Origin of the sequence: Allobosea sp. ASV33 (assembly GCF_016428755.1) — a bacterium.
GTDB lineage: Bacteria > Pseudomonadota > Alphaproteobacteria > Rhizobiales > Beijerinckiaceae > Allobosea.
In genome coordinates, this window is the sequence record NZ_JAELTI010000080.1 from 13,272 (window position 1) to 27,088 (window position 13,817).

Below are 13,817 nucleotides of genomic sequence, written 5' to 3' on the forward strand. Positions count from 1 at the left end.
GCTCGAAGCCGCCCTTTCCATTTCCGAATGCCGAACGGAAGCCTCAAGCCTTGGCGAAGCCGAGATTGTCCGGGCGCAGATCCATGAAATAGAAGGTCGTCGGCCGCCAGGCGATCGACTTCTTGATCGCGTAGGCCTCGCTCGGCTGGTAGAGGATCGTCGCCGGGGCTTCGTCCTCCCAGATGTCGAGCATCTCTGTGAACAGCGCCTTGCGCTTCACCGGATCGGTCTCGGCCTCCAGCGCCGTGCCCGCCTTGTTGAACGCCTGCGCCGATGTCCAGAACTTCGAGACCTGGATCTCGCCGGCCGGTCCCCAGGCCACCCAGATCGAGCCCAGCGGATCGGGCAGGCGCGTCGAGTTCGACCAGTTGAAGATCTGCGTGTTGGCGCCGCGCATCTGGGTGGAGTTCTCGACCACCTGCAGCGAGGCGTTGATGCCGACGGCCTTCCACTGCTCGATCAGGATCTGACCGGCCTCGAGCGCATTGGTGTAGTAGTTGGCCTGCGTCCGGTAGACGATTGGCTCGCCCTTGTAGCCGGCCTCCTTGAGCAGCGCCTTGGCCTTGACCGGATCGAAGGCGAGCTTGCGTCCCTCCACGAACATCTGGCCGTACTCAGGGAAATTATGGCTCGCCGGCACCTGCGCCGTGCCCTGCCAGAGCGCCTCGACCAGCTTCGGGCGGTCGATCGCGTAGTTCAGCGCCTGCCGGATGCGCTTGTCGGAGAGCACCTTGTCCTGTTCGTTATAGGCGAGGACATGGACATTCGCGAGCACGACCGAGCGCACGTCGATGTCCTTGTAGCCGCCGACGACACTCATCTGGTCGGGCGGGATGTTGGTGATTAGGTCGTAATCGCCGGCGACGAGCCCGGCGACGCGTGCCGCCAGCTCCGGCACACGCTTGAAGGTGACGCGCTTGGCCGTCGGCTTGCCCATGAAATAGTCGTCGAAGGCTTCCAGCACCGTGGCGTCGGCGGCCGAATGCGAGACGACGCGATAGGGGCCGGTTGCGACGGGCTTGCGCGAATAGGCTTCGAAGCCCATCGCCTCATAGGCGCGCTTGTTGACGATCCAGGCGCACCAGGAGGCGAGACGCTGCTCCAGCAGCACGTCGGCGACCTTGGTCTTGAAGCGGACCGTATAGCGGTCGACCGGCTCGACCGAGGCGAGGATGCCGAAATAGGCCTTGCCAGCGGGGATCTGGGCCTTTTCACCCCACATCCGTCCCTCGCGGAAGGTGTAGGCGACGTCATCGGAGGTCAGCTCGTCGCCATTGTGGAACTTCACGCCCCGGCGCAGCGTGACGACGAGCTCCTGCGGTGAGACCCGCTCCCATTTCGTTGCCAGATGAGGCTTCAGCTCCGAGCCGCCGCCATCGGCCGCGCCGAGGAAGTCGCGCCGGATCAGCGTGTCGAAGATCGAATAGGTGACGCGGGTGCCAACATTGGAAAGCTCGCGCGCCGGCTCCAGTGTTGCCGGCAGGTCGGCGACCGCGACGGTGAAGTTCCGGCGGCTGTCATCGGCCGCGAAGGCGGTCGGCATCGAAAGCGCGACCGGCAGGGCGGCAGCGCCCTCGATGAAGCGACGGCGGGACAGGACGGGCATTTCGGTTCCTCGCAAGACGGTACGAGCGGCGCCGGCAAAGCGGCGCCGCGATGCGACTGCCTTGCATCAGATTGACGACGCGCCCGTGACAGCGCGGGTCGCGATGAGCAGGCGCGGATCGTCGAGCATCAGGGCGTCCGGTCCGAGCGCCAGCAGGTCCGCAATCCCGTCTTCATCGATGCGCCCGACGGGAAAGGGCGGGTAACCGGGCTCCGCCACCGAACGTGGCTGGCCCACCATGATTACCGAGCCCATGCCGGCCTCGCGTATGGCGGCAAGCCGCTCCGGCGTGGCTTCGCCCTGCCAGAGCCGGAACCAGTCGGCGCCGGCTGCTTGCGCACGGGATATCGAATCCGGATCGGGCACCAGCGCGAGGATCGCGACCTCCGGCGGTAGCTGGTGCGCCGCCGCGATCAGATCGATGTCGCGCAGCCCGAGCAGGCAGCGCGCGAGCGCATCCGCCGCATCGAGGGCGGCGAGGATCGGGTTCAGGATGCGAGGTTCGTGCAGCTTGACGTCGAGCAGGAGGCCGAGCGGCGCCGAAGCCGCGATCGCCTCGTCCAGCGTCAGCATGTCCGGCAGAAGGCGCTTCAGCGTCGCGAGATCGGTTTCGGCAACGCGCCGCGCATCCCCGGCGAGGTGGGCCAGATCGGCATCGTGGAGGCAGACCAGAGCGCCGTCGGCACTCAAGCGCAAATCGGTTTCGACGATTGCGGCCCCGGCCGCGATAGCGGCGGCGAAGGCCTTTTGCGTGTTCTCCGGTCCGAGCAGGGCGCCCCCGCGATGGGCGATGGCGAGCGGGCGCTCCGCGCGCGACAAGAAAGCGGGCCGCATCGTCTCAGTGCCTCTCGCTTGTCGGATCAAAGCGGTCGCGCAGCCAGTCGCCGAACAGGCTCATCGACAGCGTCGTCAGGAAGATCGTGAGGCCCGGGAAGACCGCAATCCACCAGGCGCTGAGCAGGTAGCGGCGTCCCTCGCCCAGCATCAGCCCGAGCGAGGTACCGGGCGGCTGCACGCCGAGCCCCAGGAAGGACAGCGAGGTTTCCAGCAGAATCGTGCCGGGAAAGTTCAGCGTCGCCTGCACCACCAAAGCGGCGGCGATATTGGGCAGGAGATGGCGCAGGATGACCCGCGACGTACTCGCGCCGAGAGCCTCAACAGCGTTGATGTAGTCGCTCTCCTGCTCGGAGATAACGAGACCCCGCGCCAGCCGCGTATAGCGGTCCCAGCCGTCGACGCTGACGAGGATGATGAAGAGCACGATGTTGTTGCCGAAGAAGGCGAGCATGGTCAGCGCCAGGAACAGCGCCGGTATGGCCGCCTGCGCATCTACCAACATCATGATGGCCTGATCGACGAAGCCGCGCAGCCGCGCAGCCAGGAAGCCGAGCAGCGTGCCGAACACGGCGCCGATCAGCGTGCCCATCACGGCGATCAGGATCGAGGTGCGGACCGCGAAGATCATCCGGCTCAGGATATCGCGGCCGAGCTGGTCGGTGCCGAGCCAGTAGGTCGTGCCGCCAGATTCGGTCAGAGGCGGCTTCAGCCGCGCGGCGAGGTTCTGCGCGGTATAGGGCAGAGGGGCGAGCCAGTCCGCGAGCAGCGCGACGACCACCACGACCAGCAGGAAGCCGGCCGAAAGCATCACGACCGGCGACATCTTGTGTCGGGCGGCCCGTGCGGCCGGCGCCGGGGCGGAGGAGAGACCGACGGCGCTCATCAGGCCTGCCCGCCAAGCGCGCGGGAAAATCCGCCGAGGCGCGGATCGATCAGGATATGCACGATATCGACCAGCAGGTTGGCGCCGACCATGATGATCGTCACGGTGAAGATCACCGTCTGGACCACGGCGAGATCGCGGGTCGAGACCGAATCGACCAGGAGCCGGCCGACGCCCGGCCAGGCGAAGATGGTCTCGACCACCGCGCTGCCGGCGAGGATATGGCCGATCTCGATGCCGATGAACATCAGCAGCGGCACCGCCGCATTGGGCAAGGCGTGCCGGAGGATCACGCCGAGTGGCATGACGCCCCGCCCGCGTGCCGCCCGGATATAGGGCTTGCCCAGTACCTCCAGCGTCGCGGTGCGCGCGAAGCGCGCGAGCCGGCCGGCGAGCGGCAAGCCGAGCGTCACTGTCGGCAGGATCAGATGCCAGGGGCTGTCCGAGCCGGCCGAGGGCAGCACGCGCAGCTTCAAGGCGAAGAGAAGGATGAGGAGAATGCCCAAGAAGAAGACGGGAATGGCGTAGCCGAACACCGCCGCCGCCATGGCGAGCCGGTCGGCGGCGCGGTTGTGGCGCAAAGCCGCGAGAACTCCGAGCGGTAGGCCAATCAGGAGGGCCAGCATCAGTGCCGACGAGCCGAGCAGGAACGTCTTCGGCAGGGCCTCTACCACGGTCGTGAAGGCAGGCCGGCCATCAGCGAAGGAGAGGCCGAAATCGCCGCGAACCGCGCTCGCGATATAGAGTAGGTATTGCTCGGCCAGGGGCCGGTCGAGCCCCCAGGCCTCGCGATAATAGGCCACGACGTCAGGCGGCGTGTCGCTCGGCAGCATGATCTGGGCCGGATCGCCCGCAAGCCGCAGCGCGACGAACACCGCCGACACGCAAATCGTCACGGTCAACAGAGCGCGCAAGAAACGGAGAAGGAGAAAGCGAAGCATTGGCCCGATTGCAGCGTTTGAAACCCGGTTCTGCGAACAGCTTCACGACAGGTTGATGACGATGCAGTGCCGGGAGGCGAAGCAGCGACCCCGCGCATGCCGCCACGGAGCAGCATTCCTGGAACGGCGCCCTTCCTCCATCGCTATGCACTCGCGATGGGCACTCGCTTCCCGACTGGGAGCATTCTTGCGGAATGCCGGCATGAGCTAAGTGCCTAATGCGGCCAGTGGCCACACGACGTTGCGGTGAAGGCGGAGATCGCAGCTGTGATCGGCACTTCGGGCTCGCCGGAATCAATCTCGGTTCGCTGGCAGTCGGAGAGGTCCTGTCGACGATATCAGTACTGCTTCAGCGTACTGCGAATCGGCGGCCAGGGCTTCGCCAAGGGCTTTCACCGCCGCTTTCGTTGTGTTGTCGAGGCACGCCGTGGACATGGCGGTGAAGCGCGAAGCGGCCTGATCGGGATCCGATCTAGCAGGTCTTCGAACAGGGGTTTCGCGACACCGCGTCAGAGATTTCGATGGTGGGCCAATGTATTCGGAGGCGGAGAAAGAGCCTTGACGCCAGAGGCTGTCTACTGGGTCGCACGAGCCCGTGCGGGTGATGGGCAAGGTGCGAGCGGCCCTCCTCGTGTCAGCACAGGAAAGCGGGCCGTTGGCCCGCTTTTGATTGTTGTCGCTCGAGAGCCGAGGCGCGGTGGGCACGTTACTTCTGGTTTGCGGCCTTTTCGATGAAGTCTGCGACGACCTTGGGCTTTGAGACATAGACGGCGTGGCTGCCCTTGGTCTCCGCGACGGTCGCGCCGGCGCGCTTGGCCATCTGGCGTTGGGCCGGGGGCGGGATCATGTGGTCGTCGGTGGCGACGAGATAATAGCTCGGCTTGACCTTCCAGGCCGGGCTGGAGACGGCGCCGCCGGCAGCCGCGACGTTCCAGGGCACCTGCGAGTCAGCCATGAAGGCGGCGGTCTTCGCGTCGACATCGGCGGCGAAGGAGGCGGCGAACTTGGCCTTGTCGAGCATGAGGAAGCCCTCGACCGGCGGCAGGATCGGCGGGACGGGCGCGCCGGCCGGCGGGTTGGCGATCAGGGACATCACCGACTCACCGGCATCCGCTGCGAAGGCGGCGATATAGACGACAGACTTTACCTTCGGATCGTTGCCGGCCTCGCTGACGACGACGCCGCCATAGGAATGGCCGACGAGCACGACCGGGCCGTCCTGCTGGGCGACGGCGCGCTTGGTGAAGGCGACGTCGTCGGCGAGCGAGGTGGTCGGGTTCTGGACGATGGTGACGTTGTAGCCCTTGGCCTTGAGGGCGTTGTAGACACCCTGCCAACCCGAGCCGTCGACGAAGCCGCCATGGACGAGGACGATGTTCTTGACGGCGGGGGCGGCCTGGGCGGAGGTCAGCGAGACTGTGGTGGAGAGGGCAAGGGCGGCAGCGGCGAGGATGGACTTGGTCATGGTGGGCTCCTTGGGTTAATCTGTTCGCGGTAATCATTATTGCGATAATCAACGCATACCCACGTCTTCAGGGCTTGTAAAGCACTTTCTTTATCGCGATATTATTTTTCTCGAGAGAGACCTGCCTGCCGAGCTTAGAGAGTCTTGATGACCAATACCCAGAAGCCCTCCGCCGCCACCCCTGTCGCGCCTGCGGGGCCGACCCTGCCGCTCGACGGCCAGCTCTGCTTCTCGATCTATTCGGCCTCGCTGGCGATCCAGCGGGTCTACAAGCCGATGCTCGATGCGCTGGGCGTGACCTACACGCAGTACCTGGCGCTCAGCACGCTGTGGGAACGCGACGGGCTGACCATCGGCGCCATCGCCGAGCGTCTCGCCCTGGAGCCGAGCACGATCACGCCGGCGGTAAAACGGCTGGAGACGGCGGGCTTTCTCTCGCGCCGACGCAGCACAACCGACGAGCGCCTGGTCGAGGTGCATCTTACGGAGAAGGGCAGGGAGCTTCACCCGCAGACCGGGTGCCTCACCGATGCCCTGCTGCGCCATTCCGGATTCGAAGTGCCGCAGATGATCGAGCTCAACCGATGCGTCCAGGCGCTCAGGCAAGGCATGCGCGAGGCAGTCGAAGGTAGCCATGAATAAGGGATGAGAGGAAATGAGACCGCGCAGAGAGTGCGCTTCCTCCTTCCCTTTCTGAGCGTTGTTATTGATGCACCTTCCAGCGCGCCACGGATTTGCGGTCACCTTGCTCAACTGCGGCAAACTTCGACTTTCCCCACAGCTGGGTAGGGGGCGCAATCTCCCTCGCTTGACACGCACAGTCGCTGCTGCGTAAACTTAACTCAATGGTTAAGTTTCAAGACGTTCAGCTCGACCGGACCTTCTCCGCGCTGGCGGATCCGACGCGGAGGGCCTTGCTGGCCCGCCTGGAGCGGGAGGACGGGCTCTCGGTCAGCGAACTGGCGAAGCCGTTCCCGGTCTCGCTTCCGGCCATCATGAAGCATCTCGACGTCCTCTCGGATGCCGGTTTGCTGACGCGGAGCAAGGTGGGGCGCACCGTGTCCTGCCACCTGAATGCGGAGCCGATGGAGGAGGCGATGGGCTGGCTGGCGCGCTATCAACGGTTCTGGACCGAGCGGCTCGATGCGCTGGAAGCGCTGCTCGAAGCGCGGCGCAAGGGCCAGGACTAGACGGTCAAAAGCCCAGGGGGCGGGAGAGGGAAGCGAGCGCATGCATCAACCGGTGACACCCAGCCTCACGATGAAGCGCCGCCTCAATGCGTCGCCGACGGAGGTCTACGAGGCCTGGACCAACCCGGACCTGCTCGTCCGCTGGTTCGGCCCGGAGAACGTCGTGGCGCAGGAGGCGGAGATCGATCCGCGTGTCGACGGTGCCTACCGCGTCGTGATGATCGAGGACACCGGCGAGCGCCACGAGGTTCTCGGCCGCTATCTGGAGGTCGTCGAGAACGAGCGCCTCGTCTTCAGCTGGTCCTGGATCACCACGCCGGAGCGCGTCTCGCGCGTCACTGTCACGCTGAAGCCGGACGGCGACGGCACGATCCTGACGCTTCTGCACGAGAAGCTCGCCGACGATGCCGCCGTCCGTGGCCACACCCATGGCTGGACGGGGACCATGGTCAAGCTCGAGGCCTATTTCGCCTGAGCGATTGCGTGCCCGGGCACGCCGAAGCCGCCGCCGGCATCACGCCGGTGGACATTGGAGGAGAGGAGACGATGGAACACAGGATCGTATCCCGTGAGGAGTGGCTTGCCGCGCGCAAGCTCCACCTCGCCAACGAGAAGGAGCTGACCCGCCGGCGTGATGCGCTCTCGGCCGAGCGGCGGGCGCTGCCCTGGGTCAGGGTCGAGAAGGCCTATACCTTCGAGGGTTGGGATGGCGGGCTCTCGCTGGGCGATCTCTTCGCCGGCAACAGCCAGCTGATCATCTACCACTTCATGTTCGGGCCGGGTGCCCGGGAGGGCTGCCCGAGCTGCTCCTTCCTCGCCGATCATTTCGACGGCGCCAACCGGCACCTCAAGCACCATGACGTGAGCCTGGTCGTGGTCTCGCGGGCGCCCTATGCCGAGTTCCAGAATTTCCGGCACCGCATGGGCTGGGATTTCCCCTGGGTGTCCTCGGCGAACAGCGACTTCAACTACGATTTCCACGTCTCGCCGAGCCCGGAGGAAAAGGCGGCCGGCCGCTACGAATACAACTACGCGATGCATGACGGGCTGGGCGGCGAGATGCCGGGCTTCAGCGTCTTCTATCGCAACGAGGCGGGCGAGATCTTCCACACCTACTCGACCTATGCCCGCGGCGGCGACCTCCTGATCGGCACGCACAACTTCCTCGATATGACCCCGAAGGGGCGCAACGAGGTCGGGACGATGGACTGGGTCCGCCATCACGACCGCTACCCCGCCAAGCCGCTGGGCGCGGCAAGCTTCCAGCCGGAACTCGCGGTGAGCTCCTGCTGCGGTTGAACCCGATGTCCCGGATCCGCTTCGGGCTTATCGGGTTGATATCAACATTTAAACCGCGGCGCCGCCGACGGTCGTGAACAAGGAGAAGCGCAATGGCCTATGTCGAAGGTTTCGTCGTCGCCGTTCCCGCGGCGAACAAGGATGCCTACCGCAAGCAGGCTGCCGATGCGGCGCCGCTGTTCCAGGAGTTCGGGGTTCGGCGTCATGTCGAGGCCTGGGGCGACGACGTCCCGGACGGTAAAGTCACGGATTTCAAGGGAGCGGTGAAGGCGACGCCGGATGAGGTCGTGGTCTTCTCCTGGTTCGAATATCCCGACCGGGCGACGCGCGACGCCGCCAACGAGAAGATCATGAACGATCCGCGCATGAAGGCGATGAGCCAGGAAATGGCGTTCGACGCCAAGCGCATGATCTATGGCGGCTTTGCTTCGATCCTCGACGAGGGCGAGGGCGGCGCGATGGGCTATCTCGACGGCGTCCTCGTCGCAGTGCCCGACGAGCGCAAGGTCGATTATCGCGACTTCTCGGCCAGGCATGCGACGCTGTTCAAGGAATACGGCGCAAGCCGCGTCGTGGACGCCTGGGGCGACGACGTGCCGGATGGCAAGCTCACGGATTTCAAGGGCGCGGTGAAGGCGCAGGCCGGCGAGACGGTCGTCTTCAGTTGGGTCGAATGGCCGTCCAAGGAGGTGCGCGCCGCCGCCTGGGGCAAGATCATGGCGGACCCCCGCATGGCCGAGCTCAAGATGCCCTTCGACGGGAAGCGCGTCGTCTATGGCGGCTTCGCGCCGATCTTCGACACCGGGCGTGGTTGACGCCGCAGGCAAGCACAGCATTCGGGGAGCCGTCGACGGGGACATCTTGCCCCCGCCGGCCAAATGACCGAGAGATCGGGCGGCTTCACCGGATTTCTCGTCATGCTTGCTGGCATTCCCATCGGCGATCTCGCCTTCCTCGCCGTCTCGCTCGTGCTGGCCGGCGCGGTCACCGGGCTTCTGGCCGGCGTCTTCGGCGTCGGCGGCGGCGCGGTCATCGTACCCGTGCTCTACGAGGTCTTCCGCGTCATCGGGGTCGTCGACGAGGTGCGCATGCCGCTCGCCGTCGGCACCTCGCTCGCCGTCATCATCCCGACCTCGATCCGCTCCTTCAACGCGCACCGCGCCAAGGGGCTCGTCGATCTCTCGATCCTCAAGGTCTGGGCCGTGCCGGTGATCATCGGCGTGATCTTCGGCAGCTGGATCGCCCGCTATGCGCCTGCCGATCTCTTCAAGATCATCTTCGTGGTCGTCGCGACGATCTCCGCGATCCGGCTGCTCTTCGCCGCAGATCGCTGGAAATTCGGCGAGGATATGCCCGGCAAGCCGCTGATGGTGGCCTATGGCGGCGTTATCGGCGTGCTCTCGGCGCTGATGGGCATCGGCGGCGGCCAGCTCTCCAGCCTGTTCATGACCTTCTACGGCCGGCCGATCCACCAGGCGGTCGCGACCTCTTCGGGGCTCGGCGTGCTGATCTCGATCCCCGGCGCGCTTGGCTTCATCTATGCCGGCTGGCCGAAGATGGACATCCTGCCGCCGCTCTCGCTCGGCTATGTCTCGCTGATCGGCATGATCCTGTTCATCCCGACGTCGATCTGGACGGCCCCGATCGGCGCAAGCCTCGCGCATAAGCTCTCGAAGCGTCGCCTCGAAGTCGCCTTCGGCCTGTTCCTGCTCGTCGTCGCCGGCCGCTTCGTCTGGTCGCTGATCCACTGAGGTCCGGATCATGAGCGAGATCGCGATCCGGCTGCTGCAGCCTGCGGATCACAAGGCGCTGGCGGCGCTGATGGTCGAGATGCAGGGCCATTACAGCGTGCCTTGCCCGCCGCCGGCGGAGATTCTCGCCGGGCTCGCGGCCTTGCCGGCCGGTGTCGATATCCTGATCGCCGCGAAGGGCGGTGCGGTGCTCGGCTTCGCCTCGGCCTGCAATCTCTATCCGGGACCGGGCCTGAAGACGGGCTTCTTCCTCAAGGAAATCTACGTCGCCGATGCGGCGCGGGGAGCGGGGCTCGGCCGGAAGCTTATGACTGCGCTGGCGGAGCTTGCCCTGGAGCGTGGCCACCGCCGCATCGACTGGACCGCCGATGCCGACGACGCGGCGCTGCTGCGCTTCTATGACGGCCTCGGTGCTGCGGCTTATCCCAAGAAGGTGTTCTATCGCCTGACCGGTGATGCGCTGGCCGATCTGGCGAAGACCTGAGCGTCATTCTCGGGCGAAGCGCAGCTTCGACCCGGGAATCTCATGACAAGAAGTCACTGGTTTCCGAGATGCTCGGGTCAAGCCCGAGCATGACGCGCAGGTGGCTCGGGCGGCTTTCCGGCGAGCCTCTCCGGCAACACCACCATGATAGCCCGCCGCTCGGTCTCGCTCAGCCGGCCCCATTGCATGATTTCGGCGAGGGTCCGTCCGCAGCCCTCGCAGAGCTTGCTCACGGGATCGATCACGCAGACCTTGATGCAGGGCGTCGAGGCACCACTCATTGCCCGCCCCACCCCAGAGCGAGAGCCAGCCCGAGATAAATCGCGATCTCCGCAAGTTGTTGGGCAGCGCCGAGGATGTCGCCGGTCTGGCCGCCGATCAGACGCCGCGCCGTCCGCGACAATACCGCCGCCGCGCCATGCGCCAGCGCGAAGCCGATCAGCAGACCGGCGATCGGCAATTGCGCGGCCAGTCCGATCCCGGTCGCGAGAAAGAGGCTGAGGCCCAACGCGATCCGCGCCGTCAGCACCGTCGGCTGGCCGACGGCCGCTGCTGCACCGCTGCTGCGCGCTGCCGGTTGTGTCGCCAGCATGAATAGGCCCTCGGCGCGGGACCATGGCGCCGCGACAAGCAAGGCGGCGGCCGCCACCCAGGCGCCCGAGCGGTCGAGGATCATGGCAAGCAGGCTCGCCCGCAGCAGCAGCGACAGCCCCAGTGCCAGCGCGCCATAGGAGCCGATGCGGCTGTCCTTCATGATCTCCAGCCGGCGCTCCACCGTATGCCCGCCGAACAGCCCGTCTGCGGTATCCGCCAGCCCGTCCTCGTGGAAGGCGCCTGTGGTCAGTGCCAGCGCGGTCAGCGCCAGCGCCGCGACGACGAAGCCGCTGAGGCCCGCCAGCCCTGCGCCCAGCGCGACAAGCGCTGCCGGCGCGGCGATGACCAGAGCGGCGAAGGGCAGGGCGCGCGGCACCTCCCGGAAGTCCGGGACTCCATGCCCGTCGCTCTCGCCCGGCAGCAGCGGCACCGGCAGACGCGACCAGAAGCGCAGGCAGATCGCGGTCGCGATTCCCCAGCCCGGCCAGTCCGGCGGGGACGCTTCGCTCGTGGTTTCGGCCTCTGCCATGCCTGCCGCGTCGTCTCGCTCGATTGTCTTCACGCTCCCGACCCTATAGCAGCAGCGCAGACTTTGCCGCCACGCTCTCGCGTCGGCCGCAGCCCCCTTGCTCGACGGAACAGCCATGGCCGCCTCCGGATTGCCCTTCGACGATATCCGCGACCTCATCGCTGCGATGCCAGGTCCCAACATGGAAGCCGCAAACGCGGTCCGCGCCCGCGACGCCAACCTCACCAAGCCGGCCGGTAGCCTCGGCCGCCTGGAGGAGATCGCCGAATGGCTCGCCGCCTGGCAGGGCAAGGCCCCGCCGGAAGTAAGGCGCCCGCTGGTCTGCGTCTTCGCAGGCAATCATGGCGTGGTCGCGCAGGGCGTCTCGGCCTATCCGCAGGCGGTGACGCGCCAGATGCTGGAGAATTTCGCGGCCGGCGGCGCTGCGATCAACCAGATCTGCGCGGCCTATGATCTTGGCTTCAAGGTCTTCGACCTCGCGCTCGACCTGCCGACGGGCGATTTCACACAAACCGACGCGCTCGACGAGCGCGCCTGCGTCGCCACCATGGCTTTCGGCATGGAAGCGCTCGTCGGCGGCACGGACCTGCTCTGCCTGGGCGAGATGGGCATCGGCAACACCACCTCGGCGGCGGCGATCTATGCCGCGCTCTATGGCGGCGACGCCGCGCATTGGTGCGGCCGCGGCACCGGCATCGACGACGAGGGTTTCAAGCGCAAGGTCGCGGTGGTGGAAGCGGGGCTTAGCCTCCACCGCGCCCACCTCAAGGACCCGCTCGAAGTGCTGCGCCGCCTCGGCGGGCGCGAGGTCTCGGCGATCTGCGGCGCGATCATCGCCGCCCGTTCGCAGCGTATCCCGGTGATCCTCGACGGCTATGTCGTGACGGCGGCCGCCGCGATCCTGCACGCGATCGAGCCTTCGACCATCGACCATTGCATCGCCGGTCATCTTTCGGCCGAGGGCGCCCATGCCGACGTGCTCGCCCGCCTCGGCAAGGTGCCGCTTCTGGCGCTCGACATGCGTCTCGGCGAAGGCTCGGGTGCGGCGCTCGCTGCCGGCCTCGTCAAGGCGGCGGCAGCGGTTCATTCCGGAATGGCGACCTTCGAGCAGGCGCAGGTCGCGCGGAAGGATTGACGCACTCTGTCATTCCGGGGCGCGCCGCATGCGCGAACCCGGAACCCACGACTGGGTTCACGTTCGCGATCATGCGGTTGCCAAGGATTTACCCAGTCGTGGGTTCCGGGTTCTTCGCTCCGCGAAGCCCCGGAATGACACAGGGAGGGGCGCTCTACCCCGCGTAATCCGTCTTCAACCCCGCCCGCTCGGCATGGCGCTCCTGCGCCAGCTCGATCAGACGGGTGATGAGCGCCGGGTAGGTCAGGCCGGAGGCCTCCATCATCTTGGGATACATGCTGATCGCGGTGAAGCCGGGCAGTGTGTTGATCTCGTTGAAGTAGAAGGCGCCGCTCCGGCGGTCGAGGAAGAAGTCGACCCGCGCCAGCCCGCTGCATTCCAGCGCGAGGAAGGCGTCGACCGCGAGCTGCCGCACGCGGGGCATCTGCTCGGCGTCGAGCTTGGCCGGCAGGTCGACGCTGGCACCGTCCTGGTCGATATACTTGGCCTCGTAGGAGTAGAATTCGTGCTGCGGGCCGGCATTGAGCTCGCTGGCGACGCTCGCCACCGGCGGATCGCCGTCGAGCACGGCGACCTCGATCTCGCGGGCGTCGATGCCCTGCTCGACCAGCACCTTGGTATCGTACTGGAAGGCGTCGTCGAGCGCGGCGCCGAGAGCCTCCCAGCTCTTCACCTTATGGACGCCGACGCTCGAGCCCATATTGCAGGGCTTGACGAAGATCGGGAGCGTGAGCCGCTCCTCGGCAGCCTTGGCCGAGCCTTCCGGGTCGCGGCGCCAGTCGCGCCGCGACAGGGCGAGATAGGGCGCGACGGGCAGCCCGGCGAGGGCCGCCAGCCGCTTGGCGATGTCCTTGTGCATGCCGACCGCCGAAGCCAGCACGCCCGAGCCGACATAGGCGGCCCCCGCAAGTTCCAGCAGGCCCTGCACCGCGCCGTCCTCGCAAAGCGGGCCATGGATCACCGGGAATACGACATCGACCGGCGCGATCGCCGGCGCAGCGTTGTCGGCCGGCAGGATGGCGGTGTGCTCGCCCTGCGGCTCCAATCGGATCGTCGGCGAATCCGCCGGGATCGGCAGGCTGTCGCCGTTCGTGCCTTCGATG

At 66.6% G+C, this 13,817-nt stretch carries 16 protein-coding genes; 8 read left to right on the forward strand and 8 right to left on the reverse strand.

The window, feature by feature from the left end; all coding sequences use genetic code 11:
- Positions 1-43: 43 nt before the first annotated feature.
- The 5 genes from JHD80_RS20035 to JHD80_RS20055 form a co-directional block, all read right to left on the reverse strand.
- Positions 44-1,606, reverse strand: coding sequence for an ABC transporter substrate-binding protein (locus JHD80_RS20035; RefSeq protein ID WP_199091065.1), 1,563 nt, complete (start codon positions 1,604-1,606; stop codon positions 44-46).
- Positions 1,607-1,672: 66 nt separating this feature from the next.
- Positions 1,673-2,440 (reverse strand): glycerophosphodiester phosphodiesterase, encoded by a 768-nt coding sequence (locus JHD80_RS20040; RefSeq protein WP_199091067.1) that lies wholly within the window; start codon positions 2,438-2,440, stop codon positions 1,673-1,675.
- Between the two features lie 4 nt (positions 2,441-2,444).
- Entirely contained in the window at positions 2,445-3,326 is an 882-nt protein-coding gene (locus JHD80_RS20045) for an ABC transporter permease (protein ID WP_199091068.1), read from the reverse strand.
- A complete protein-coding gene (locus tag JHD80_RS20050; protein ID WP_199091070.1) occupies positions 3,326-4,267 on the reverse strand; it encodes an ABC transporter permease in 942 nt (313 codons plus the stop codon). The genes JHD80_RS20045 and JHD80_RS20050 overlap by 1 nt, the downstream gene beginning before the upstream one ends.
- 706 nt (positions 4,268-4,973) lie before the next feature.
- Positions 4,974-5,732: an alpha/beta hydrolase gene (locus JHD80_RS20055; RefSeq protein ID WP_199091072.1), complete on the reverse strand. Its 759-nt coding sequence runs from the start codon at positions 5,730-5,732 to the stop codon at positions 4,974-4,976.
- Between the two features lie 147 nt (positions 5,733-5,879).
- Between JHD80_RS20055 and JHD80_RS20060 the strand changes: the two genes are divergently transcribed.
- From JHD80_RS20060 to JHD80_RS20090, 7 genes are all read left to right on the forward strand, one after another.
- On the forward strand, positions 5,880-6,374 hold the full coding sequence (locus JHD80_RS20060; protein ID WP_199091074.1) for a MarR family winged helix-turn-helix transcriptional regulator: 495 nt from the start codon (positions 5,880-5,882) through the stop codon (positions 6,372-6,374).
- 272 nt (positions 6,375-6,646) lie between these two features.
- Positions 6,647-6,922, forward strand: coding sequence for an ArsR/SmtB family transcription factor (locus JHD80_RS20065; RefSeq protein WP_248311674.1), 276 nt, complete (start codon positions 6,647-6,649; stop codon positions 6,920-6,922).
- A gap of 40 nt (positions 6,923-6,962) precedes the next feature.
- Positions 6,963-7,397 (forward strand): SRPBCC family protein, encoded by a 435-nt coding sequence (locus JHD80_RS20070; RefSeq protein WP_199091077.1) that lies wholly within the window; start codon positions 6,963-6,965, stop codon positions 7,395-7,397.
- 71 nt (positions 7,398-7,468) lie between these two features.
- Positions 7,469-8,221 carry a DUF899 domain-containing protein gene (locus JHD80_RS20075; RefSeq protein WP_199091079.1) on the forward strand — a complete coding sequence of 251 codons (753 nt, stop codon included), beginning with the start codon at positions 7,469-7,471 and terminating at the stop codon, positions 8,219-8,221.
- Between the two features lie 92 nt (positions 8,222-8,313).
- A complete protein-coding gene (locus JHD80_RS20080; protein WP_199091081.1) occupies positions 8,314-9,036 on the forward strand; it encodes a DUF1428 domain-containing protein in 723 nt (240 codons plus the stop codon).
- 102 nt (positions 9,037-9,138) lie between these two features.
- Positions 9,139-9,972, forward strand: a complete 834-nt coding sequence (locus JHD80_RS20085; RefSeq protein WP_199091083.1) for a sulfite exporter TauE/SafE family protein — start codon at positions 9,139-9,141, stop codon at positions 9,970-9,972.
- Between the two features lie 10 nt (positions 9,973-9,982).
- Positions 9,983-10,456, forward strand: coding sequence for a GNAT family N-acetyltransferase (locus JHD80_RS20090; protein ID WP_248311675.1), 474 nt, complete (start codon positions 9,983-9,985; stop codon positions 10,454-10,456).
- A 77-nt stretch (positions 10,457-10,533) separates the two neighbouring features.
- Here JHD80_RS20090 and JHD80_RS20095 read toward each other — a convergent pair whose 3' ends face one another.
- Both JHD80_RS20095 and JHD80_RS20100 read right to left on the reverse strand, forming a co-directional pair.
- Positions 10,534-10,737, reverse strand: coding sequence for a DUF1289 domain-containing protein (locus tag JHD80_RS20095; RefSeq protein WP_199091085.1), 204 nt, complete (start codon positions 10,735-10,737; stop codon positions 10,534-10,536).
- On the reverse strand, positions 10,734-11,579 hold the full coding sequence (locus JHD80_RS20100; protein ID WP_199091091.1) for an adenosylcobinamide-GDP ribazoletransferase: 846 nt from the start codon (positions 11,577-11,579) through the stop codon (positions 10,734-10,736). The genes JHD80_RS20095 and JHD80_RS20100 overlap by 4 nt, the downstream gene beginning before the upstream one ends.
- A gap of 115 nt (positions 11,580-11,694) precedes the next feature.
- Here JHD80_RS20100 and cobT point away from each other — a divergent pair, with 115 nt between their 5' ends.
- Positions 11,695-12,714, forward strand: coding sequence for a nicotinate-nucleotide--dimethylbenzimidazole phosphoribosyltransferase (gene cobT / locus JHD80_RS20105; RefSeq protein ID WP_199091092.1), 1,020 nt, complete (start codon positions 11,695-11,697; stop codon positions 12,712-12,714).
- Positions 12,715-12,868: 154 nt separating this feature from the next.
- Here cobT and JHD80_RS20110 read toward each other — a convergent pair.
- On the reverse strand, positions 12,869-13,817 hold a 949-nt coding region (locus tag JHD80_RS20110; RefSeq protein WP_199091093.1), incomplete at its 5' end, for a D-alanine--D-alanine ligase family protein.